At 72.5% G+C, this 22,263-nt stretch carries 17 protein-coding genes and 2 pseudogenes; 9 read left to right on the top strand and 10 right to left on the bottom strand.

The annotated features are described in order from the left end of the window. Positions 1-156 precede the first annotated feature (156 nt). A pseudogene (locus ACIODU_RS09850) lies at positions 157-1,092 on the bottom strand (DMT family transporter); the annotation flags it as partial. Next, positions 1,089-2,018: a phosphatase PAP2 family protein gene (locus tag ACIODU_RS09855; protein ID WP_401765937.1), complete on the bottom strand. Its 930-nt coding sequence runs from the start codon at positions 2,016-2,018 to the stop codon at positions 1,089-1,091. The gene ACIODU_RS09855 and the pseudogene ACIODU_RS09850, both read right to left, overlap by 4 nt. 190 nt (positions 2,019-2,208) lie before the next feature. On the opposite strand from ACIODU_RS09855, the pseudogene ACIODU_RS09860 reads away from it, so the two are divergent. Together ACIODU_RS09860 and ACIODU_RS09865 are read left to right on the top strand one after the other, a co-directional pair. Next, positions 2,209-2,799: pseudogene (locus ACIODU_RS09860) on the top strand (TetR/AcrR family transcriptional regulator); the annotation flags it as partial. An 864-nt stretch (positions 2,800-3,663) separates the two neighbouring features. Continuing rightward, the gene (locus ACIODU_RS09865) at positions 3,664-4,746 is read left to right on the top strand and encodes a hypothetical protein (RefSeq protein ID WP_356432878.1); all 1,083 of its coding nucleotides are present in this window, start codon (positions 3,664-3,666) and stop codon (positions 4,744-4,746) included. A 134-nt stretch (positions 4,747-4,880) separates the two neighbouring features. On the opposite strand, the gene ACIODU_RS09870 is transcribed toward ACIODU_RS09865, so the two are convergent. The 5 genes from ACIODU_RS09870 to ACIODU_RS09890 form a co-directional block, all read right to left on the bottom strand. Beyond that, entirely contained in the window at positions 4,881-6,461 is a 1,581-nt protein-coding gene (locus ACIODU_RS09870) for a cytochrome P450 (RefSeq protein WP_401765941.1), read from the bottom strand. A gap of 104 nt (positions 6,462-6,565) precedes the next feature. Next, positions 6,566-7,204, bottom strand: a complete 639-nt coding sequence (locus ACIODU_RS09875; RefSeq protein WP_356432874.1) for an ATP/GTP-binding protein — start codon at positions 7,202-7,204, stop codon at positions 6,566-6,568. After that, entirely contained in the window at positions 7,185-7,556 is a 372-nt protein-coding gene (locus ACIODU_RS09880) for a DUF742 domain-containing protein (RefSeq protein WP_356432872.1), read from the bottom strand. Before ACIODU_RS09880 ends, ACIODU_RS09875 begins: the two co-directional genes overlap by 20 nt. Next, positions 7,553-7,960, bottom strand: a complete 408-nt coding sequence (locus ACIODU_RS09885) for a roadblock/LC7 domain-containing protein (protein WP_356432870.1) — start codon at positions 7,958-7,960, stop codon at positions 7,553-7,555. Before ACIODU_RS09885 ends, ACIODU_RS09880 begins: the two co-directional genes overlap by 4 nt. Beyond that, entirely contained in the window at positions 7,957-9,777 is a 1,821-nt protein-coding gene (locus ACIODU_RS09890; protein WP_401765946.1) for a sensor histidine kinase, read from the bottom strand. Before ACIODU_RS09890 ends, ACIODU_RS09885 begins: the two co-directional genes overlap by 4 nt. A gap of 358 nt (positions 9,778-10,135) precedes the next feature. Between ACIODU_RS09890 and ACIODU_RS09895 the strand changes: the two genes are divergently transcribed. Continuing rightward, positions 10,136-11,071, top strand: a complete 936-nt coding sequence (locus ACIODU_RS09895; RefSeq protein ID WP_401765948.1) for a helix-turn-helix transcriptional regulator — start codon at positions 10,136-10,138, stop codon at positions 11,069-11,071. Positions 11,072-11,306: 235 nt separating this feature from the next. Continuing rightward, the gene (locus ACIODU_RS09900) at positions 11,307-12,743 is read left to right on the top strand and encodes a D-alanyl-D-alanine carboxypeptidase family protein (protein ID WP_401765951.1); all 1,437 of its coding nucleotides are present in this window, start codon (positions 11,307-11,309) and stop codon (positions 12,741-12,743) included. 30 nt (positions 12,744-12,773) lie between these two features. Here the strand turns inward: ACIODU_RS09900 and ACIODU_RS09905 are convergent, their stop codons facing one another. Both ACIODU_RS09905 and ACIODU_RS09910 read right to left on the bottom strand, forming a co-directional pair. Beyond that, complete coding sequence (locus ACIODU_RS09905; protein ID WP_401765954.1) at positions 12,774-13,595, bottom strand: pentapeptide repeat-containing protein; 822 nt, start codon at positions 13,593-13,595, stop codon at positions 12,774-12,776. 147 nt (positions 13,596-13,742) lie between these two features. Next, complete coding sequence (locus tag ACIODU_RS09910; RefSeq protein ID WP_401765957.1) at positions 13,743-16,406, bottom strand: ATP-binding protein; 2,664 nt, start codon at positions 16,404-16,406, stop codon at positions 13,743-13,745. Positions 16,407-16,952: 546 nt separating this feature from the next. Here ACIODU_RS09910 and rplJ point away from each other — a divergent pair. The 4 genes from rplJ to ACIODU_RS09930 all read left to right on the top strand — a co-directional run bounded on the left by rplJ (position 16,953) and on the right by ACIODU_RS09930 (position 19,901). Continuing rightward, positions 16,953-17,483 (top strand): 50S ribosomal protein L10, encoded by a 531-nt coding sequence (gene rplJ / locus ACIODU_RS09915; protein ID WP_401765960.1) that lies wholly within the window; start codon positions 16,953-16,955, stop codon positions 17,481-17,483. Between the two features lie 156 nt (positions 17,484-17,639). Then, positions 17,640-18,023, top strand: coding sequence for a 50S ribosomal protein L7/L12 (gene rplL, locus ACIODU_RS09920; RefSeq protein ID WP_356432967.1), 384 nt, complete (start codon positions 17,640-17,642; stop codon positions 18,021-18,023). 205 nt (positions 18,024-18,228) lie between these two features. Then, positions 18,229-19,125, top strand: a complete 897-nt coding sequence (locus ACIODU_RS09925) for a hypothetical protein (protein WP_356432966.1) — start codon at positions 18,229-18,231, stop codon at positions 19,123-19,125. Beyond that, positions 19,122-19,901, top strand: coding sequence for a hypothetical protein (locus ACIODU_RS09930; RefSeq protein WP_401765964.1), 780 nt, complete (start codon positions 19,122-19,124; stop codon positions 19,899-19,901). Before ACIODU_RS09925 ends, ACIODU_RS09930 begins: the two co-directional genes overlap by 4 nt. A gap of 54 nt (positions 19,902-19,955) precedes the next feature. Here the strand turns inward: ACIODU_RS09930 and ACIODU_RS09935 are convergent, their stop codons facing one another. Beyond that, the gene (locus ACIODU_RS09935) at positions 19,956-20,840 is read right to left on the bottom strand and encodes a LysR substrate-binding domain-containing protein (protein ID WP_356432962.1); all 885 of its coding nucleotides are present in this window, start codon (positions 20,838-20,840) and stop codon (positions 19,956-19,958) included. A gap of 258 nt (positions 20,841-21,098) precedes the next feature. On the opposite strand from ACIODU_RS09935, the gene ACIODU_RS09940 reads away from it, so the two are divergent. Continuing rightward, positions 21,099-22,259 carry a M20/M25/M40 family metallo-hydrolase gene (locus ACIODU_RS09940; protein WP_401766726.1) on the top strand — a complete coding sequence of 387 codons (1,161 nt, stop codon included), beginning with the start codon at positions 21,099-21,101 and terminating at the stop codon, positions 22,257-22,259. Positions 22,260-22,263: the final 4 nt, after the last annotated feature.

Raw genomic sequence — 22,263 nt, forward strand, 5'->3', positions numbered from 1 at the left:
CCGCCGAACGGCGCGGGTTCCCGAGCTGGCCCGCACATCGGGCACGGGGGACACCCCACGCACCAATGACACCCCGGCCCCGCCCGGCGCGTCCGCGGCGTCCGCGCCCGAAGGCGCATCCGAGCCCACCCGCGCATGCGGAACACGAACCCCGCGCCCCACCGGCACCCCTGCGGCCTCCGGAGCGCCGACAGGCCCAAACGCGCTCGCGCCCGAGGCCACTCGTGCGTCCGGCGCGCCGGAAATCGGCGGGACCGGTGCCCCCGGGGTCGTACGGGTCAGGAGGATCACGCCCCTCGCCGCCACCACCGCGCCCACCGCTGCCGCCACCACTCCCAGCGCACCGCCCTGGAGGCGTTCGCCCAGGAGGGTCAGGCCTATGGCGGCCGCCGCCACCGGGTTTGCCAGGGTGAGGACCGCGAGCGGGGCGCCGAGGCCGCCGCGGTATGCCTTCTGGGAGAGCAGCAGGCCGCCGGAGGCGAACGCGGCGACCAGCAGGGCCACCCCGGCCGCCTGCCACAACGGCAGCGCGTCCGAGCTGCGGGCCGCCGCGGCCACCGTCACCGTCTGGGTGAGGGCCGAGGCGACGCCCGACGTGATCCCCGACGCCGCCGCGTTCCGCAGACCGGGCTGCGCGCCCGCCGGCCTCGTCAGCAGGGCCACCAGCGCCATCGCGACGGCCGCGACGGCCAGCGCCTGCGGGAGAGTGAGCGTCTCGTCCGGCGTCGTCCCCGCCGCCGTCGTCAGGATGATCGCGAGGCCGACCAGCGTGAACGCCGTACCGCGCCATTCGCCCCTGCTGACCTGCCGACCCGCCCGCCGCGCGCCGAGCGGCACCGCCGCGACCAGGGTGAGCGCGCCCAAGGGCTGGACCACGGTGAGCGACCCGTACGTCAGGGCCGCGACGTGCAACAGCGCGCCGGTGGCGTTCAGTCCGACCGACGACCACCACGTGCTGCGCCGCAGCAGGGTGAGCAGTCCGGTGCCGGGGTCCGTACGCGCGGCGAGTCGCTCCTGGGCGACGGCCGCAGAGGCGTACGCGACGGCCGAGACGAGTGACAGCGCCACGGCGACGAGCGTTCCGCCGTTCATCGTGTGCCCCCTGATGAGACGAGTGGAACGGTGTCGGGTACGGCGGACGAGCGCGGTACGGCGGCAGACTCGGGTACGTCGGAAGGGTCGCGTACGTCGGAAGGGTCGGGTACGTCGGACGCTCGGCGTCCGTCCGCGGGCGAGGCCGACCGCCCCGCCGGCTCCGCGGCCCCGCCGGGGGACGACCGCACCACCAGTGACCCCCGCCCCGGCACCCGGATGAACGCCAGCGCCACCCCCAGCAGCGCCACCGCCACGATCGCGTCGAGCCAGTAGTGGTTGGCCGTCGACACCACCACGAACAGCGTCATCAGCGGATGCAGCAGCCACAGCCAGCGCCACCGCGAACGCGTCGCCGCGATGAGGCCGACCGCCACCATCAGCGCCCACCCGACGTGCAGCGACGGCATCGCGGCGAACTGGTTCGACAACTGGTCGCTCGCCGGGCTCGCCCCGTACACCGACGGGCCGAAGACCCGCCCGGTGTCGACCAGCCCCGTCGAGGCCAGCATCCGCGGCGGAGCCAGCGGCACCAGCAGGTGCAGGACGAGCGCGGCTCCGGTCAGCGCGGTGAGGACCCGGCGGGACCAGACGTAGTGGACGGGCCGGCGCCAGTACAGCCACGCGAGGAAGAGCACCGTGGCCGGGAAGTGCACCGTCGCGTAGTACGTGTTCACGACGTGGACGAGCGTGTCGCTGTGCAGCAGGGCCCCCTGCACCGCGCTCTCACTCGGCAGACGGACGGCGCGCTCGAAGTTCCAGACGTCGTGGGCGTTGCCGAACGCCTCCCCCGTACGGCCGTCGGCGAGCTGCCTGCCGAGCTTGTAGACGAGGAAGAGTCCGACGACGAGCAACAGCTCGCGGACGAGGGGCGGTCGGGCGGAAGGTACCTGCTTCCGTTCGGCGGGCCCTGTTCGGGCGTTCATTCACCCGACCCCTTTGCGTGGACGACACGGCGTGGTGCTCACGGCGCGTTGAAGCGGTGACGCGGTCGTGCCACGCCCTATCGATACGCCACTGTACCGATACGGATCCGTATCGGTACAGTGGCGTATCGGTACACTGCCGTATCGACCCCCGGATCGATATCTGATCCGGTATCCAGAAGGAGAGACGATGACGCCGCAGCAGCGCCGCTCCAAGATCACGCCGGAACGGGAGCTGGAGTTCTACGAGGCAGCTCTCGACCTGCTCAGAGAAGGCGGCTACGACGCGCTGACCATGGAGGGCGTCGCCGCGCGCACCCGCTGCGGCAAGTCCACGCTCTACCGCCAGTGGCGTACGAAACCGCAGCTCGTGGCGGCCGCGCTGCGCGGCACCCGCTGTCTCGCACTGGCGAGCGTCGACACCGGCACGCTGAAGGGCGACCTGCTCGCGGCGGCCTGTACGGCGGGGGCGGGTTCGGGGCGTGACACGACGCTGATGCACGCGCTCAGCCACGCCGCCCTCCAGAACCCGGAGCTGCTGCGGGCGTTGCGCGAGGCGCTGATCGAGCCGGAGATCGCGGCGATCGACGCGATGATCCGCCGCGCCGTGGCGCGCGGCGAGATCGCCGCCGACAATCCGGCGGCGGAGTTCGTGGCGGCCCAGCTGATCGGTGTCGTACGGGCCCGGCCGATGCTGGAGGGCCGGCACGCGGACGAGACGTACCTCACGCGCTTCCTGGAGGCCGCGATCTTCCCGGCGCTCGGGCTGAGGACGGGTGCGTGCGCCGCCCAGGCCTCCGGGGAGAGTGTCACCTCGCCCGTCCGCGAGAGCGTGGCGGCACACGCCCGCGACGGTGCCCTGGCGAACGTCCGGGACGGCGCGACGACGCGTGCCCGCGAGGGCGTTCTGGCCGGAGTCACCCGGCCCTCATGACCGGTGGACCGTCGTCCGAGAGCGGATGACAACGGTCCACCCGCGCCGCACCGTGGGGACGGGGGCGGCGCGCCCCGGGCCGGTGGCCCCTCTTCCGGGAGGGGCCACCGGCGCGCGGGGGCGTAACCCATGAAAAACACACGACGAACACACGTACCGCACGCACAGCGGCACACCATCACAGCGGCACACCCCCACACCAGGACCCCCGCCAAGGCCCCCGAACACCACCGCGCACGCCCCCGCGAAGGGCCGCGGTGTGGCATATGCCGGGCGGGTTGGCCTGCGGTTCTTCGTTGTTGACACGTACCGGGCCGCCCGTGCGGAGAGGTAGGCGGACCGCGTGCGTCCGTCTCTCCGCACGACCGGTCAAAGACGTATTCCGTAGTGATCCGGACGTTGTCCCGACCGATACAGGTCAGCCATGAACACTCCGGAAGCGGTCGCCCTCCCTCACACGCGTAGGGGCCGGCGGACGGAAGAAGCCGCCGGAGCCGGGCCGACACGCCATGCGCGGCGACCTCCGCGCACTGACGGACAGTCAATTTCAGCCAACCAGTGGCCAATTGATATGCAGTTGACGATCCGACCCGGGCCTATACGCTCCATCAGTCACCCCCACAGCACGGCAGCGCTCCGGCGCACCACCGGCACACCCTCGGCACACAACCGGCACATACCGCACCTCTCGTCGCATACAGGAGGCCGATCATGACCCGTGTCTCGGAACAGACCTCGGCCCAACAGCTGCCCGCTGTGCCGTTCTACTGTCCCTTCCCGCCCGTCAGACACCCCGCTGCCGACACCTTCAACCAGGTGACGGTGGAGTGGATGCTCCGGCAGCGGCTCGACACCGACGAGCACCAGATCGAACGGCTGGCCGTCTGCGACTTCGGTGGTCTCACCGCGTCGACGATGCCGTACGGGCAGGTGGAACCACTGACGCTCATGTCCAAGTTCCACGCGGTGCTGTTCTCGCTCGACGACAGTGTGTGTGACGAGTCCGGTGCCACCGCCGATCTGCTCGCCCAGGAGACCTCGCGCATCATGCGCGCCCTGGAGGCCCCCGCCGGCCACTCCCCCGGCGACTCGCCGCACACCTCCTCCCTGCGCGCGCTGCGCACGGATCTGGCGCGGCTCGCGTCGCCGAAGCAGGTGCGGCGCTGGACGGACGCGATGCGGGTGTACACGTCGGGCGTGGTGTGGGAGGCCTCCTGGCGCAGGAACCCCGAACTGCCCACGCTGGACGACTACATCACGCTGTGGATGCGTTCCATCGGCATGGCGCCGTCCACCGCGATGATCGAGATCGTCGGCGGCTTCTCCGTACCGGACCGGGACATGGAGGATCCACGCGTCCGCGCCCTGACGGAGATCACCTGGACGCTGGTGAGCTGGGACAACGACCTCTACTCCCGCAACAAGGAACTCCAGCGGGCCGACGACAACCTCAACCTGATCGACGTCCTGTGCCGGGAGCACGACTGCGATCCCGCGCGCGCACTGGTGCGGGCGGTGGCGATGCGGGACCGCGTCATGGTGCTCTTCGAGCGGCTGTCGGAACAGGTGGCCAAGGAGGCGCACACCGCGCTGCGCCGGTACGTGGAGGGCCTCGCCCAGTTCGTACGCGGCCACCTCGACTGGGCGTCGGCGTGCCCGCGCTACCGGGTGCCGTCGGGGCCGGGGGCGACCCCCGGCGGGTGGTGGAAGCAACACCCCGCCGACGACAGCGCGGAGCCGCTCCCCCTCCCCACCATCGCCTGGTGGTGGGACCAGTTGGAGCCGTCCCACTGACACACCGGCACGGCGCCCGGACCCGGCCCCACCGACACGGACACCGACACCGGCTCCCGCCCCGGGCCCGGGACACACCCAGCACCCAGCACCCAGGTCTCAGCGCTCAGCACCCAGTGCTCAGGGCTCAGGGCTCAGTACCCACGCCACCATCGGATCACAGCCCGCCACGCCCGCAGCGGCGCCGACCCCCCGCGCTGCGCGGGGATCATCCCCGGCGGCGCGATTCCGGCGCCCGGGTCCGGGACCGGCTCGTGCGCCGGGACCGCCGGCGCGGCCCCCGCCGGCGCCTCAGGACGCCCGGCCGGGACGGAGGGCGACACCTGGCGCGGTACGACGGCCGGCCTCGGCGACTCCACCTGCCACTGCGGGCGGGTCACCTGCGGCGACGCGCTCGGCGGTCCGGTGACGTCCTGCGGCGGCCGGGGCGCGAACGTCACCGGCAGCTCCTGCAACTGACGGGACATCAGAGCGGCCGTCCACCGCAACTCGTGCTCTTCCACGGCGAGTTGGATGTCCGGCAGCCGCAGCAGCAGCGCGTCGATGCCGGTGTCGGCGATGGCCCGGCCGATGTCCTGTCCCGGGCATTCGTGCGGGCCGCCACTGAACGCGAGGTGCGAACGATTGCCCTGCATGGAGGCGTTGAGGTCGGGCCGTACCACCGGATCGACGTTGGCCGCCGCGATCCCCACCACCAGCGCGTCCCCCGCCTTGATGCGCTGGCCGCCCAACTCGGTGTCACCGACGGCCCAGCGGCCGAAGATCGTGGTGAACGGCGGCTCGTCCCACAGCGTTTGCTCGACGGCCTCGGGCAGTGTCATGTGTCCGCCGCTCAACTGGGCCCGGAACCGGGGGTCGGTGAGCACCATGCGCAGGACGTTGGCGATGAGGTTCGCGGTGGTCTCGTACGCCGCGATCAGCACCAGCCGGAGGTGTTGGCCGACCTCGTCGTCGGTGAGACCTGCCGGGTGCTCGGTGAGCCAGGTCGCGAAGTCCTCCTCGGGCGCGATCCGGCGGCGCGCCACGAGCCGGTTCAGGGCGGCCATCACGTACGCGTTGGACTCGATGGCGGTCTCGGTGCCCTTGATCATGTCGCGGGCGGCCTCGACCAGCCGGTCGTTGTACTCCTCCGGCATGCCGATGATCTGCGCCATCACCATCATCGGCAGGTGCTCGGCGAACCGGCTGACCAGGTCGGCCCTGCCGTCCTGGCAGAAGTCGTTGACCAGGCGGTTGCTGTACCGGTTGATGTAGCGCCTGACCCCCCGGTGGTCGATCCGGGCGAGGGAGTCGGTGACCGCGCCGCGCAGCCGTTCGTGGTCGGCGCCGTCGGCGAAGACGCAGATCGGCTGCCAGGTGAAGACCGGGGCGAGCGGGTGGTCGGGGGCCACGGACCCGTCGTGCAGGGCGCGCCAGCGCCGGGCGTCACGCGAGAACTGCGAGGGGGTACGGGTCATGTGGAGGTTCTCGCTGTGCCCGAGGACCAGCCAGGCGGGCACGTCGCCCTGGAGCAACACCGGCGCCACGGTGCCGTGTTCGGCGCGCAGCTTCTCGTACAGGCCCATGGGGTCGTTCTCGGCCTCGGGGCCGTACAGCCGGCGCAGTCCGTTGGGGGTGAGGCTGTCCGGGGTGAAGGTCAGGCCGTGGGCGGGACAGCCGGGGGGCGGCGCCCCGTGGTCGTCCGTCCCGGGTCGGTCGGAAAAGGGGGTGGTCACGGTCACTCCAGGAATCGGGCCGGAAGGTCCGGAAGGTCACCGGACGGTCCGGATGGTCAGGGGGATGCGGGGCGAGGCAAGAACGGGAAAGGGGAAGGCGCCGGTCAGCCGGTCGGGAGCGCCAGCGCGTGCAGATAGCGCATCAGCGTCAGCAGTACGTCGCGGCTCGACGCCCGCAGCCGCGCGTCGCAGTCGACCATCGGCACCTCGTCCGGCAGGTCGAGTGCGGTGCGCAGCACCTCGACGGGGTGGTGCGGCGCGTCGGGGAAGGTGTTGACCGCGACGACGAACGGCACCCCGCGCTCCTCCAGCCGTCCGATCACGTCGAAGCTGACTTCGAGGCGCCGGGTGTCGACGAGGACGACCGCCCCGAGGGCCCCTTCGAAGAGGCCGTTCCACAGGAACCAGAAGCGCTCCTGCCCCGGCGTACCGAAGAGGTACAGCACCAGGTGTTCCGTGATGCTGATGCGGCCGAAGTCCATGGCGACGGTGGTGGCGGTCTTGCTCTCCACCCCCTTGTTGTCGTCGACGCCCACCCCGGCCTGGGTCATGGTCTCTTCGGTGGTGAGGGGTCTGATCTCGCTGACCGAACCCACCATCGTCGTCTTGCCGACGCCGAATCCGCCCACGATCACGACCTTCACCGCGGAGGTGGCCGTGGTGGGCAGGACGTCTTCGGTACGCGGACCGGCGACGCCGCCCGCGCGCGTGCCCGCGACCGCGTCAGAGCTTCTGGAGTCCATGCATCACCGCTTCGAGGAGGGACCGGTCGGGGAGGGCCGCGCGGACGACGGGCGCCCGCGACTCGACCAGTTCGGTCGCGAGGAGTTCGGTCAGCAGGGCGGTCACCACGCTGAACGGGAGAGTCAGGTACGCGGACAACTCCGCGACGGACAGGGGCGCCCGGCACAGCCGGAGGATGGCCGCCTGCTCCGGCTGAACCGTCGGTGACGGTTCGTCACGTGCCACGATCATGGTCACCAGGTCGAGTTCGGCGCGCTCGGCGCCGTCGGGACCGCCGGTGATCACGTACAGCCGTTCCGGATCCCCCACGTCCGCCTCGGGACGACGGCGTTCTCGTCGGGGAGGAGTCATCCGGCCAGCCCGTCGTGGCGCGGCGGGCTGGTCAGGTGGGCGCCGATACGGACGACCATGTCCCGCATCCTGGCGCCGACCAGGCCGGCGTCGACCGTCTCGTCGGCGAGGACGGCGAGGTACGCGCCGGTCCCGGCCTCCATCAGGTAGAAGAAGCCGCCCCCGACCTCGATGACGACGAGTCTCATCCGGCCGTCGCTGTGGGGGATCTCCGACGCGACGGCGGCGGCCAGGCTCTGGAGTCCGGCGCAGGCCGCCGCGAGGCGGTCGGCGACGTCGGGGTCGCCGCCGTGCCGGGCGATGCGGAGACCGTCCGCCGAGAGGACCACGATCTGCTGGATCTGCGGTACGCCGTCGGCCAGTTCCTTGAGCATCCAGTCCATGTTCGCCCTCTGCTGGATCACTTCAGGTCTCCCTTGCCCCACGCGTCGTCTGATTCGTCCCGGTCGCCGGGGAGGCCCGGCGCCTCCCCCGCGTCGGCGGGCGGCTCCTGCGCGGTGCCGTTGACCGCCTTGGTGAACGCTTCGAGCCAGATGCCGGGCCCCGGTTGCTGCGCGGGGGCGCCGCCGGGGCCGCTGTCGGGCGCGGAGGCGGAGCTTGAGCCTGAGCCGGCCGCGGCGCCGGTGCCATGCCCGCTGCCGTGACCGCTGCCCTTGCCGTTGCCGTTGCTCCGGACGCCGTTGCCCGGCGCCCCGACCGGGCCGCCCCGGTGCTCGGCGGCCTGCGCCCCCACCGCGGCGCGGCGGCCGAGGTTGTGCGAGCCGAGGGGGGCGCGGCCACGGCTGCGCCGCTGCGGCAGCCCGTTCTCCGTCCACTCCGTGACGACGGGCGCGTCGTCCTCCAGGGAGGCCGCGAGCGGGGCGGGCCGCTGCGGTCCCGTGACCCGCCGGGGCGCCTTCTCGCCGGGACGCGCCCGCTCTCCGGGACGCGCCCGCTCTCCGGGACGCGCCCGCTCTCCGGGACGGACCCGGTCGCCGGGCCGCAGCACGTCGGCCATGGGCAGCTCCGCGCCGCTGCCCCGGGGCAGCGCCGAGGCGCCGATGCCGTGCGCGACACCGGGCGCCGGGCCGGTGGTGATGACATCGCGCGGTACGACGAGGACGGCGCGGACCCCGCCGTACGCGGACTGCCGCAGCGACACCTGAAGGTTGTACATCTGACAGAGCCGGCCGACGACGGCCATGCCGAGGCGGGGGGTCTCGCCGAGGTCGTTGAGGTCGATACCGGCCTGGGCCTGTGCGAGCATGCGCTCGGCCCTGGTCCTGGCCTCCTCGCTGAGGCTGACCCCGCCGTCCTCGATCTCGATCGCGATGCCGGTCTGCACCTCGACCGCCGTGACGTGGACGCGGGTCTGCGGCGGCGAGTAGCGGGTGGCGTTGTCGAGGAGTTCGGCGCAGGCGTGGATGAGCGGTTCGACGGCGGTGCCGATGATCGCGACCTTGGCGATCGAGTGCAGGTCGACCCGCTGGTACTCCAGGATCCGGGACATCGCGCCGCGCAGCACGCTGAACAGCGGTACGGGCTTGGGCCATTGGCGGCCGGGGCGCGCCTTGCCGAGCACCGCGATGCTGTCGGCGAGACGGCCGATCAGCGCGGTGCCGTGGTCGATCCGCAGCAGGTCGTCGAAGACCTCCGGGTTGCGGCCGTGATGCTCCTCCATCTCCCGCAGTTCGCTGGCCTGTTGGTGCACGATGGCCTGCACGCGGCGGGCGATGTTCACGAACGAGCGCTGCGCGGACTCGCGCAGGGCCTCCTCGTTGTCGACGATGTCCAGCACCGAGCGCAGCAAGGCGCGCTGGGCCGGGGAAAGTTCGCGGTAGTTCTCGTCGCCGTCCACGACGACGCGGATCACCTCCAGCGGTGACTCGCCCTGGCGCAGCCGGTGGATCGCGGCGGGCATCAGCTCCTTGCCGAGCCGTACGGTCTCCTCGTCGTGCTCGGCGAGGTACCGCTCCAACAGCGCGACGCGGTGGGCGTACCGCTCGTGGAGCGTACGGACCGCCCTGCCGCGCCGGGCCAGTTCGGCCGCGTACCAGGTGACGACGACGGTCGCGACCGCGCCGTACAGCACGATCGGTATCCGGGCGGCGTCGGCGGCGACGGTCACGGTGGCCGTCGTCGCCGCGACCATCAGGGCGGCGGGGAGCGCCAGGGTGCGGACGACGGGGAGCGCTTGATCAGTCGGGGGTTGATCGGTCGGGGGTGCTTCAACACGAACCATGTAAGCCCTCTGGCGGTCGATTCAGTCGGATCAAGAGTCGGATCAACAGTCGGATCATTCGAATGATTCAGACAGGTAAGAACAAATGCCTGATTTCATCTCAACTCGGCACGCTCCGCGAGAGCCTAGCCCGGCCGGATCACCGCATCGGCATAATCGTTCAACCTCCTGCACGACCCGGTCCGGCAGGCATAGACTCACGCCTTTGCACGCTGCGCGTCCGCAGTGGCACGAAGAGTGACCACAACGATACGATTGTCGAACGGGCGATCGAATATCACTCCGCGTCCGTACGCGCCCCGGCGCGGCACACCTCCGGCGCCGGGCACGGTTGCCCATACCACCCGATACTGGACGCATGAGCCGACACGGAGAGCTGGGCACGGCCCTGCACCGCTGGCGTGACCGGATCACCCCGGCCGAGGCCGGGCTGCCCGCCGACGAGTCCCGCCGACCCCCCGGACTGCGCCGGGAGGAGCTGGCCGAGCTGACCGGACTGTCCGTGGAGTACATCGTCCGGCTGGAACAGGGCCGGGCGACCTCGCCGTCCGTCCAGGTCCTCACCACCCTGGCCCGCGGTCTGCGGCTGTCCGACGGTGAGCGCCGGCACCTGTTCCTCCTCGCCGGGCAGTCCCCACCCGCCACCGGACACGTCTCGGACCACGTCCCGCCGAGCGTGCGGCGCCTGCTGGACCAGCTGACCGGCACGCCGTGCGGGGTGTACGACGCCGCCTGGAACCTGATCACCTGGAACCCGCTGTGGGCCGCCCTCCTCGGGGACCCTGCGATGCAGCAGGGCCGCGGCCGCAACGCCGCCTGGCAGCACTTCACCGGGCTGCCCAGCCGGATCAGCCACACGCTGGAGCAGGAGGCGCGCTTCGAGGCCGCCGTCGTCGCCGACCTGCGGGCGGCGACCGTCCGCTACCCCACCGACGAGAAGCTGCGGTTCCTCATCGGCGACCTGCGCCGCGTCAGCAGCCGGTTCGGGCAGCTGTGGAACTCCCGTATCGCCGGGTTCCACGACAGCGACACCAAGACCGTCCATCACCCGGATGTCGGACCGGTGGACGTGGACTGCGACACGCTCGTCGCGCCGGGCACCGACCTGCGGATCGTCACCTGCTCGGCCGCGCCCGGTACGCCGGAGGCCGACCGGCTCAAGCTGCTGGACGTCATCGGGCCCGAGCGGATGGCGGAGGCCGACCCGTCCCTGGTCCCGGATCCGACCCTGTCGGCCCCGGTCGCCTCCCCCGCACCGGCCACCGCCCCGACCCCCGACCCCGCCGACCGTTGACTGCTGACTGCTGAGCGCTGACGGCCGACCGCTGACCGCTGGACCGCTGACCGCCGACGGCCGGCCGCCGGCCGACGGCCGCTGATCCTGACCACTGACCCGCGGCCGTCACCCGATCGGCCGCGCGGTCGCCTCCCTCACTCAGCGTGTACGGATGTACGGGTGGCGGACGCCTGTACGTCCGGACGGCGCAGGTGGCGGTGCGGAGAGCGCCCGCCGTTCCTACCGTGGCTGAATGATCATCAGATCCGCGACGCGCTCCGCGCTCTCCGGGACGGTGGCCCTCGCCACCGGCCTGCTGGTCCTCCTGCCCGCGCCCTCACCGGCCGCCGCCCACACCAGGACCGAACCCGTCCCCCCGGCCGCCGGCTCCTCCCGCACCGCCGATCGCGCGCTGCTGTACGAACCGGGGACGCAGGTACGCCCCGCGTCCGGCGCGCCCTCGCCCCCGAGCGAGGTCTCCGCCCTGTCCTGGCTGGTCGCCGACGCCGTGACGGGTGATGTCCTCGCCGCGCACAACGCCCACCGCCGGCTGCCGCCCGCGAGCACCCTCAAGACCCTCTTCGCCGTCACCGCCCTGCCGCATCTGTCGGAGCACGCCCGGCACACCGTCACCGAGGACGACCTGGCGGGGATCGGCGAGGGGAGCAGCCTGGTGGGGGTGGTCCCGGGGCTGTCCTACAAGGTGGCCGACCTGTGGCGCGGTGTTTTCCTCAGCTCCGGCAACGACGCGGTACGGGTCCTCGCCGCGATGAACGGCGGCTGGGACTCGACGGTGACTCAGATGCGCGAGAAGGCGCGGATGTTGGGCGCGCTCGACACCCATGTCGTGTCCCCGGACGGCTACGACGAGCCGGGCCAGGTGTCCTCGGCGTACGACCTGGCCGTGTTCGGCCGTACGGGCCTGGCCTCGCCGGAGTTCGTACGGTACAGCTCGACCGCCGAGGCGCAGTTCCCCGGCGACAAGGGCACGTACGGCATCCAGAACACCAACCGGCTGCTCAGCGGGGCGGGCGGGGTGGAGCGTTACCCCGGGCTGATCGGCGTCAAGAACGGCTACACCTCGCGGGCGGGCAACACACTCGTCGCCGCCGCCCGGCGCGGCGACCAAACGCTGCTGGTGACGGTGATGAACCCGCAGTCGGGCGCGTCGCAGGCGGTGTACGAGGAGGCCAGGGCGCTGCTCGACTGGGGCTTCGCCGCCGAGGGGCAGGTCACCCCGGTGGGCTCGCTGCGGCCCGCGCCGGCCGATCCGGTGGTCCTGCCGGGCCGCCGGGCCGGGAAGCCGGTACGGGACGGGGCGCGGAGCGGTGCGGCCGAGACCGACCGGATCCTGCGGAAGGAGCGGAAGGAGCGGTCGGAGGGCGCGGAGAGTACAGAGCGTACGGAGGGGACGGGCCGGACCGAAGAGGCGGGGGCGGGCGGGACCGTGTCCGGAGTCGTGGGCGAGCCGATGACCGGGGCGGTCGGCGGGGCGCACGGTCCCGAAGTGCGGTCCGGCGCGGGGGCGTCGGGCCCCGGGGGCCGGGAGGGCCGGGAGGCCGCCGCCGGGTCGGACGGGTCCGGCGGGTTCTCGTACCTCATGCCGATGGTCGTCATCGGCACGGCGGTTCTCGCGGCGCTCGCCCTCTTCGCCTTCCGCGCGGCCCGGCGCCGGCCGCGCCGGCGCTGAAGCGCGCCCCTGAAGGCCGCCGCCAGGGCGCTACCAGTGCGCGGGGCGCACCAGTGCCGGCGGGATCGCGGTGCCGGAGTCGCCCTTCGCGGCGTTCACCTGGCTCTGGGTGAGGAAGATGCTGCCCGTCAGATCGGCGCCGCGCAGATCGGTGTCCCGCAGGTCCGCGCCGATCAGATCGGCCAGCCGCAGGTCGGCGCCGCGCAGGTCGGCGGCGATCAGGTACGCGCCCCGCAGGTCCGCGCCGCGCAGATCGGCGCCCTGGAGCTTCGCCCCGAAGAGGTCGGCTCCCCTGCGGTTCTTCCTCTTGCCGCGGACCTGGGCCCGTACCAGCTCACTCGTCCGCAGCAGCAGGGGATTGACCCGCGCCCGGTGCGCCGCCACGTCGATCTCCAGCAGGGTGTCGGGGTCGCTCGCGGCCAGGCGCTCGGTCGCGGCGAGGACGGGGCGGATCTCGGCGTGCACGGTCCTGGCGGGTACGAGGGTGAGGGCTTCGGTCAGGTACCAGAGGAGTTCGTGGAGCTGGCGCATCACGGGCAGCGCGGCGAACATCTGCCCGGCGGTCCCGGGTGCCTCCCGCCAGTCCCGGCCCGCGAAGGTGACCTGGGAGACCCGCTGTCCGGCGCCGAAACAGTCGTACACCGTGCAGCCCTGGTAGCCCTCGGTCCGCAGACGGTCGTGGATGCCGCAGCGGGAGTCGTCGCGGAGGTGGTGGCAGGGGTCCCCGGCCTTCTTCTCGACCGGGAAGTCCGCGGAGACCGAGAAGGTCAGGGCGACGCAGCACAGCCCGAAGCAGTTGCCGCAGTCGGCCCGCAGGGGGGCGGGTCCGGTGGGGCCCGGCTTCTCGGACAACGTCGCTGATCTCCTGCTCTGTGCGTCCACGGTCTCCGCACCGAGCCTACCGGCCGGGGCGCGCCCGCCCCGGCGGGGATCGGCCCACAAAGGTCGGCGCGTGAGATCAGCCGCCGTACCGTCATGGCCCGAGGCCGGCCCGTGGGTTCAGCGGATGCCCGCCATGGCCTGTTCCGCCCGCGCCACCAGTCCGTCGGCGCCGCAGCGCTTCGCGAGTTCCAGACCGCGGGTGAGTTCGACGGGGAGGTCGGCGGCGATGCCGTACTCGACGCGGGCGACGGCCCGTTCGTACGCGCAGGGTGAGGCGTCGAGATGCTCCACGGCGTGGGCGAGGAGGCTCACCGCCGCCGGGCCCTCCTTCAACGAGGCCTCGCAGCTCAGGGCGACACCGATGGCGGTGTCCGTACCGAAGCGTTCGGCGCGGTCGCGGGCGTACCGGGCCAGCTCCGCCGCGCGGACCGGGTCCGTGGGCGCGAGCGCCCGCGCGAGGTCGCACGCCCAGGGCGCCATGACGATGTTGTGCCGGCCCCGGGCCGTCAACGCCCTTCCCGCCGCGTCGAGTTCGGCGACGGCTTCGTCGTGCCGCCCCTGGGCGAGGAGCAGCCGGCCCCGGACGGACTGGGCGTCGGGGATGACGATCGAGGACGAGTACGGCGGCGCGAACGCGTGGCGCTCGGCCGCGTCCTGGGCCGCCTCGACGTGGCCCCGCGCGAGCAGGGTGTCGATGAGCATGCAGGCCGCGTCCCAGTGCATGGGCAGGCCGTCGCCGACGCGGTCGGCCAGCCGCAGGCTCTCGCGCAGGTACGACTCGGCCTCGGCGAGCCGGCCGCGCCTGCGGTGCGCGTACCCGACGAGCGCGTGGGCGAAGGCGAGATGGCCGCCGCTCCAGCCGGAGATCTCGAAGGCCCGCAGTGCTTCGTTGAACAGGCTCTCCGCCTGGTCGAGCCGGTCGGCGAACGCGTACGACAGGCCGAGCAGCGCCGGGGCCTCGAAGCCCCACGCGGGGTCGGCCCAGCCGACGCCCGGCGCCAACCGCCCGTTCAGCAGGGCGCGTTCACCGATCTGGACGATCTCCTCGGCGCTCTCGCCCCGGGCCGTGCCGTCGAAGGCGCGCAGCATCAGCAGGACACGTTCGGTGTTGTCGCGGCCGGTGAGCGTACGGGCCACCTCGCGCAGCCGCCCGGAGCGGGCGGGGCCGTTGTCCTCCACGGCCCGTACGCCCTCCCAGAGGAAGTGCGCGGCCTGCAACCGCATCCGGTCCTGGCCCGGTTCGGCGCGGGCCACCTCCTCGGCGACGACCTGCGCGGCCTCACCGGTCTGGTTGTTGTGCGTGAGGGCCTGCGCCAGCCGGAACACCACGTCGACGCGCAGTGCGGGATCGAGGTCGGGGCTGTCGAGGGCGGCGCGCAGATGGCCGACGGTGGTGGCCGGTGAGGTGAGCAGGGTGGCGCAGCCCAGTTCGTACAGCACCCGCGCCCGGATGGCGGGCAACGGCGGTTCCAGCAGGGCGCGTTCGAGGCAGCGCCGCGCGGCGTCGGGGGCGCCGACGGCAAGGTTCTCGGCGGCGGCTTCGCGCAACTGGCCCACCAGTTCCGCGTCATTGTCCGGGTGGACTTCGAGGAGGTGCGGGGCCGCGGCGGCGGCTCCCCGGCCACTGCGGGAGACGGCCCATGCGGCGCGGCCGTGCAACGCGGTCCTCATGGCGGGCGGGATGGCGCGGTAGACGGCTCCCGCGATGAGCGGGTGGACGAACTCCAGCGGGTCGGTGCCCTCCAGGATCCGGGCCACGCGCAGCCGTTCGGCGCACTCGGCGGCCTCCTCCCACCCGAGACCCGACAGGGAGATGGCCAGGTCGAGGGAGATGTCCGTACCGAGGACGGCCGCCGCCCAGGCGAACTTGGTGGTGTTCGCGCCCAGTTCCTCCAGCCGGGCGACGAGGCCCTTGCCGCGCGCGGAGGCGCCGAGGGCGCGCAGAGCGCTCGCCGACTCCTCGGCGGGGGCCAGTCCGCTGTCCTGGACCTTGGCGAGCAGTTCGACGGTTTCGTACGCGTTGCCGCCGGTGACGGCCCACACCTCCCGGCAGAACGGGTCGTCCGCCTCCTCGCCCAGGGTGGCGCGGGTCAGCTCGGCGGTGGCCTCGGGGGTGAGCGCGCGCAGGGAGACGCGCAGCCGGGCGGCGGTCCCGAGCGTCTGGAGGTGCCGCGCGGTCTCGCCGACGGCCTCTTCGGTGCGGTACGCGACCACCACGAGGACGGGCGGTCCGCCGGGCGGCCGCCCGGCGAAGGAGGCCAGCCAGGCCAGGGTCTCCAGGTCGGCCCAGTGCGCGTCGTCGATGACGAGCAGGAGCGGTCCGTGCACCTCGGCGAGCCGGTCGACCAGGAGGTCGAGTCCGTCCCTGACACCCTGCGGGTCGGCGTGCTGGGTGCCGGGCGGGGCGATCCCGAGGGCGGGGCCGACGATCTCGTACCGGTCACCGAGCAGTTCCCGCGCGTCGAGGGCTTCTCCGGCCGTCGCGCCCCCGGACTCACCGGCCATGAGGGCGGGTTGCAGGAGTTGCCGTACGCCGTGGAAGGGAACGGACGTGACCGTCTCGCCGCCGCGCGCGGACCACACGGCACACCGCCCCGCCGCGAACCGCCGTACCTCGTTGAGCAACGCGGTCTTCCCGAGCCCGGCGGCGCCCCGGTAGACGAGCAGCCCGCCGGCGGGAGCGGTCCCGCACAACGCGTCCACGGCCCGCGTCGCCGAGGCCAGCTCCGATTCACGTTCGAGCAAAGGAAGAACGACCGGCCGCTCGGCCCCGGGCACCATCCACGCTCCCCTCTTCGAACAGTGCGCTGGTCAGGTTGTCGAGGGTAGCCGCGAACCTCCGCCGCCGGACGGGATTCCCCAGGATTCAACCGTCATTCAACCGTCTCATGACCCACCGGCCCGGCTCGTCGATCGCCTGTCGAACAGGAGTCTCGATCGGGTGATCGTGGCGGGTGCCGGGCCTGCGGGCGGGGCCTCCCGCCGGCGCTGCGGCATCCACCAACTCGGCCTGCACGAGGACCGGTTGTGGCAGCCGAATGCCACCGAAAACAGCCACCGGAGCGGATTTGCCGGTTACGACCGGTTTCCCTACTGTCGTGCCGAAGCCAAAAACCGCTGGTTGTCGTCGTGCGCTCGTCACCGAGCCCGGCGGCCGAAGGATCCGCTGACCGCGGACGGCCTGCGCAGGTCACGTTGGAGAGCTTCGGTACGACGGCAGCGCTTGCCGTACGGCCGTGCCGCGCCCCGTGCACCTGCGCCGGGGCGTTTCGTACGTTCAGCGCCTTCCGAGAGCGGTCCTCATCACCCGGAAGGAGGCCGACGCTCATGGCAAGGCCCGACAAGGCTGCCGCGGTGGCCGAGCTGACGGACAAGTTCCGCAGCTCGAACGCCGCCGTGCTGACCGAGTACCGGGGTCTCACCGTGGCGCAGCTCAAGGAGCTGCGCCGTTCCCTCGGTGCGAACGCCCAGTACGCCGTGGTGAAGAACACGCTGACCAAGATCGCGGCCAACGAGGCCGGGATCAACACGCTGGACGACCTGTTCGCGGGTCCGACGGCGGTTGCCTTCGTCACCGGTGACCCGGTGGAGTCGGCGAAGGGTCTTCGTGACTTCGCCAAGGACAACCCGAATCTCGTCATCAAGGGCGGTGTCCTTGACGGCAAGGCGCTGTCCGCCGACGAGTTCAAGAAGCTCGCGGACCTCGAGTCCCGCGAGGTTCTGCTCTCCAAGCTGGCGGGTGCCATGAAGGGCAAGCAGTCGCAGGCTGCCTCCCTCTTCCAGGCGCTTCCCTCGAAGTTCGTCCGCACCGCGGAAGCGCTTCGCGTCAAGAAGGAAGCGCAGGACGGCGCCGCGTAACCCGGCGTCACGGCCGTCACCGTCCGGTGAGGGCCGCCGGGGGCCGCGCGCCCGCCGATCAGTACACCCGGCATCGGCCGCATGAGTGGCATGAGCCGTATCAGTGGCATGAGCCGCATCAGTCGAATCAGTGGCACCAGTGGAAGGACCGCCATCATGGCGAAGCTGTCGCAGGACGACCTGCTCGCGCAGTTCGAGGACATGACCCTGCTCGAACTCTCCGGGTTCGTGAAGGCGTTCGAAGAGAAGTTCGACGTCACGGCCGCCGCCGCGGTCGCCGCCGCCGGCCCCGCGGGCCCGGGCGCCCCGGTCGAGACGGCGGACGAGCAGGACGAGTTCGACGTCGTCCTCACGGGCGCCGGCGACAAGAAGATCCAGGTCATCAAGGTCGTACGCGAACTGACCTCGCTCGGCCTGAAGGAAGCCAAGGACCTCGTGGACGGCGCCCCCAAGCCCGTCCTGGAGAAGGTCTCCAAGGAGGTCGCCGACAAGGCCTCCGAGTCCCTCAAGGCGGCCGGCGCGGGCGTCGAGGTCAAGTGACCCCGGGCGCCCGGGGGCGCCCAGGACCACCGTACGGGAGCGGGGCCTCCCGCCGCCGGGCCGGCTGACGGCCGTCCGGCCGGCGGGAGGCCCTGCTGGTTGCCGGTCCCTGGCGTTCTCGGTCCCCGGCGCTCTCGGTCCCCCGGCGTCGTCCTCTGCGCGTTCTCCGCTCTCGTGCTGTACTGGCCAGATGAAGCGCAAGCCCATGTCAGCGCTCGTGAAGCACGCCGGGCGGACCGGCGGGGCGGCTCCCGGCCCCGTCAGCGCCCGGCGGACCGAGACGGTGCGGGACCGGGTCCGTCTCATGATCGGGATCACCGCGCGGGCGGGTGAGTACCGCAGAGGACTGCTGCGGGCGGCCGAGCACCTCAGCCCGGAGGAGGCGGCGATCCTCTCCGACCTGGAGCGGCACGGCCTCCAGGTGCCGCAGCTGCGTGACGTACTCCGCGGCGGTCATGTGCTGGTGGACGATCCGGGGCTGTACGAGGCGTGGCGGGCCGGCAAGGGCAGTCATCCCCGGCTCTCCAGCCACCACCGTGACATCGACAAGAAGCTCTACCCCGACATCGGCATGCGCGGCCACGTGGTGCGGGAGAAGCTGCACGGACGTACGGCGCAGGGCACCTGGGTCCAGCTGGAGAAGACCCCGGCCGCGTTCGGCGGGAGCAAGCTGCCGAGCCTGAGCGACCTCCGGCACCTCATGGACTACGTGGTGTACCGGTTCACCGGCAGCAATGTCGGTCCCTGGGGGCTGTCCCGGATGACCGAGCGGCACCCGATGTACCTGTCACCGGTCCTGGCCGTGCCCACCTCCCTCACCCCGCCGGTCGCACGGTCCCTGACCGAGGCGCTGCGCAGGATCGAGGCGAACGACGACGTGACCGCCGCCGCCCAGGAGCTGGCGGCCCGGTTCCCGCCCCCGGACCGGCCCGACCTCGCCGGTGAGCTGGGCCAGGCGCTGTCCGGCACGGCGGGGCGGGGACTGTTCGGCAACTCCGAGGTGTGGGTGACCCAGACACCGTCACCGGTCGCCGCCGAGGTGCTGCGCGAAGGGCGTGAGCCACCTGCGGCGAGCAGCTGGAAGGCAGGAGGCACGTCATGAGTGACGACGACCGGCACGACATCGTCCCGCCGCCGCCACCGACGCCGCCCGTGCCGAGTCCGGGCGAGGCGTCCGTCCCCCCGGGGCTGGTCTCGGCCGTGGTGGACCTCGTGTACACCGGCCCCGTACTGCTCGGTGCGTACACCATCGCCGAACTCACCGCCGTGGACGCCATCGTGGACTTCCTCGAAGCCCGGCCGTCGGACGACGAACTCACCGAGGCCGTCCGCTCGTTGGCCGCGCGGCAACTGCTCCTGGCGGGCACGGACGGCGAACAGGTGCAGGTACGGGGAGACTTGGGCATCGCCGTCGCGTTCCAGCAGAGGGCCCGGAAGGTGCTCGACGCCCGTACGACGGGGACGACGCCCGGTGAACCGTGGCGGATCCTCCTGCTCCCCCAGCCCGAACCGATCTGCCTGATGGTCCGCATCGACGCGCTCGGCGTCCACCAGATCGGCCTGTACAAGCTCGACGAGGCGCTTCGTACCCTCACCGAATGGCTGCCCAGGGGCTCGGCGGCGGAACCCGATCCGGCGCTGGACACCGACGCCGTCCTCACCGATTCGGAGCGTTCCGCGCTGCTCACGGTCACCCACTACACCGCGCAGGGGTCGGCGGAGATCGCGGGCGACAGTACGAGCCTGGTCCTCGCGCGCCACAAGGGACGGCTGCACGCCCTCTCCCAGGACCCCTCGGACCAGGCGAAGTTGGTGCCGGGTCCTCCGACGGACGGCAAGGAGGGCGTCCACGAGAGGCTGGTGTCGCTGCTGGCGTGACGCGGTTCGTTGGCCCGGTCGACTGATTCGGTCAACTGCCTGGGTCAGCCGATTTCAGGCAACGGCGTCGTGCAGCAGATCCCGCAGCGTCAGTGCCGCCGGCAGAGGGGTCGTGGGCAGGGCCACCTGGACGGTCCGGCGCAGCTCCGGGTCGGTGAGGCGGCACAGCACCAGTTCGTCGGGGACCGCCCGGGCGGCCAGCGAGGGGACCAGCGCCACCCCCAGTCCGGCGGCGGCGTAGCCGAACTTCGCGGTCCACTCCGCGATCCGGATGATCTTCCTGGGGGTGAAGCCCGCCCGTGCGCAGGCGTCGGCGAGCATTGTGGGGCGGTCGCCGTACGCGCTGTGGAGCCAGGCCTCCTCGCTCAGTTCCCGCAGGTCGACCGTCCGGGCCCCGGCCAGGCGGTGCGAGCGCGGGAGGGCCACGAACAGTTCGTCCTCGCAGAGCACGGTCGTCGTGACCCCGTCGGCCGCCGGCAGACCGGACGGGTAGTCGCTGACGACGGCGAGGTCCAGCGCCCCGTCCGCGAGGCGTTCCATCAGCGTGTCGGTCCAGCCCTCGACCGCGATGACCTCGACCTCCGGCCTGGTGTGCTGGAGGGCCCGCAGGGCGCTGGGCACGAGGGAGATGTTGGCGGTGGCGAACGCTCCGATGTGGAGCAGGCCGCCGTGCCCCGCGTGCAGCACGGCCAGCTCCCGCGCCGCCCGCGACAGCCGGTCCAGCACCTCCAGGGCGTGCCGGTGCAGCGTACGGCCCGCGGGGTTGAGCCGTACTCCCCGGGGGAGCCGTTCGAACAGCGGTCCGCCCGCCTGCTGTTCGAGCGTGGCGATCCGCCGGGACACCGCGGACTGCGTGTAGTTGAGCCGGACCGCCGCCTTGGTGAACGATCCGGTCTCCGCCACGGCCACGAGCAGCCGAAGCGCGTCGACCTCGAACACGACTCTCCCCTTCCACGACCCATTCTCCGGACGCATGGATCCTATGCGATCCAGTCGCTGGTGGAATACCTCGGCCGGCCCTAACGTCATTGACGCGGCGGGGCTCCCCAGGGGGGAAGGGCGCTCCGCCGCACCATGGCTCACGAGAATCCGAGGGGGAGATGTGTCGTCACGACACGGATTACGACACGGAGTACGACGGGGCGTCGACCGGGGGCGGGACCGATGACCCGGGGGGCCGGTCCCGTACTGCCGGCGATGCTGGCCGATCTGGAGGAACTCGTGCGCTGCGAGTCCTTCTCGGCCGATCACGAAGCGGTGGCGCGAAGCGCCGGGGTGGTGGGCGCTCTCGGGACGAGACTGCTGGGAGCCGGGCCGGAGACGCTGGTGATCGACGGGGTGACCCATCTGCGGTGGACGTTCGGCACGCCGCGGGTCCTGCTGGTGGGACACCACGACACGGTGTGGCCCATGGGCTCGATCGAGAGCCACCCCTGGTCGGTGGCCGACGGGATCGCCCGCGGGCCGGGGGTCCTGGACATGAAGGCGGGCCTGGTGCAGCTGTTCCACGCCCTGGCCTCGCTGCCGTCGCCGGACGGGGTGTGCGTCCTGGTCAACGGGGACGAGGAGGTCGGCTCGGCGACCTCCCGGCAGCTGATCGAGGAATCCGCGCGAGGCTGCGCGGCAGCCTTCGTCCTGGAGGCGGCCGCGGACGACGGGGGTGCGCTCAAGATCGCCCGCAAGGGTACGGCGCGCTACGACGTCGTCGTGCACGGCAGGGCCGCGCACGCGGGTCAGGAACCGCACAAGGGGGTCAACGCCGCAGTCGAGGCCGCTCACCAGGTGCTGTCCATCGCCGGTCTCGGCGCCGCGATGGGCGCCGTCGGCACCGACTCCGTCCTGGGCCCGGCGACCGTCACGCCCACCCTGCTGTCGGCGGGCAGCGCGCGCAACACGGTGCCCGCGCTGGCGCGGGTGTCGGTGGACGTGCGCGTGCCGACCCCGGCGGCGCAGGACCGGATCGACGCGCTCCTGCGGGGGCTCACACCCTGGACGCCCGGCGCCCGGCTGGAGGTACTGGGCGGCGGCCGGCGGCCGCCCATGGAACCGGAGTCCTCCGCCGAACTGTTCGCTCTCGCCTCCCGGCTCGCCGCGGAACTGGGCCAGGAGCGCCTGCGGGGGATCGCCGTCGGCGGCGCCTCGGACGGCAACTACACGGCGGCGGTGGGCTGTCCGACGCTGGACGGCCTGGGCGGCGTGGGCGGGGGCGCCCACGCGGACACCGAGTACGTCGAGGTGGGGCGCATGGTCCCGCGCACCCGTCTGCTCGCTCAACTCCTCCTGCGGACGAGGGACCGGCCGCCCGTCAGCCGCACCTCGACGGCAGACGGCCGGCCCGGACCGACGGGGAGCTCATGACGAT

Source organism: Streptomyces sp. NPDC088261 (assembly GCF_044740805.1).
Taxonomy (GTDB): Bacteria; Actinomycetota; Actinomycetes; order Streptomycetales; family Streptomycetaceae; genus Streptomyces.

Coding starts and splice junctions, on each gene's coding strand:
- ACIODU_RS09855 (WP_401765937.1), bottom strand. CDS start 2,018: ATGAACGCCCGAACAGGGCCCGCCGAACGGAAGCAGGTACCTTCCGCC.
- ACIODU_RS09865 (WP_356432878.1), top strand. CDS start 3,664: ATGACCCGTGTCTCGGAACAGACCTCGGCCCAACAGCTGCCCGCTGTG.
- ACIODU_RS09875 (WP_356432874.1), bottom strand. CDS start 7,204: ATGGACTCCAGAAGCTCTGACGCGGTCGCGGGCACGCGCGCGGGCGGC.
- ACIODU_RS09880 (WP_356432872.1), bottom strand. CDS start 7,556: ATGACTCCTCCCCGACGAGAACGCCGTCGTCCCGAGGCGGACGTGGGG.
- ACIODU_RS09890 (WP_401765946.1), bottom strand. CDS start 9,777: ATGGTTCGTGTTGAAGCACCCCCGACCGATCAACCCCCGACTGATCAA.
- ACIODU_RS09895 (WP_401765948.1), top strand. CDS start 10,136: ATGAGCCGACACGGAGAGCTGGGCACGGCCCTGCACCGCTGGCGTGAC.
- ACIODU_RS09900 (WP_401765951.1), top strand. CDS start 11,307: ATGATCATCAGATCCGCGACGCGCTCCGCGCTCTCCGGGACGGTGGCC.
- ACIODU_RS09910 (WP_401765957.1), bottom strand. CDS start 16,406: ATGGTGCCCGGGGCCGAGCGGCCGGTCGTTCTTCCTTTGCTCGAACGT.
- rplJ (WP_401765960.1), top strand. CDS start 16,953: ATGGCAAGGCCCGACAAGGCTGCCGCGGTGGCCGAGCTGACGGACAAG.
- rplL (WP_356432967.1), top strand. CDS start 17,640: ATGGCGAAGCTGTCGCAGGACGACCTGCTCGCGCAGTTCGAGGACATG.
- ACIODU_RS09925 (WP_356432966.1), top strand. CDS start 18,229: ATGTCAGCGCTCGTGAAGCACGCCGGGCGGACCGGCGGGGCGGCTCCC.
- ACIODU_RS09930 (WP_401765964.1), top strand. CDS start 19,122: ATGAGTGACGACGACCGGCACGACATCGTCCCGCCGCCGCCACCGACG.
- ACIODU_RS09940 (WP_401766726.1), top strand. CDS start 21,099: ATGCTGGCCGATCTGGAGGAACTCGTGCGCTGCGAGTCCTTCTCGGCC.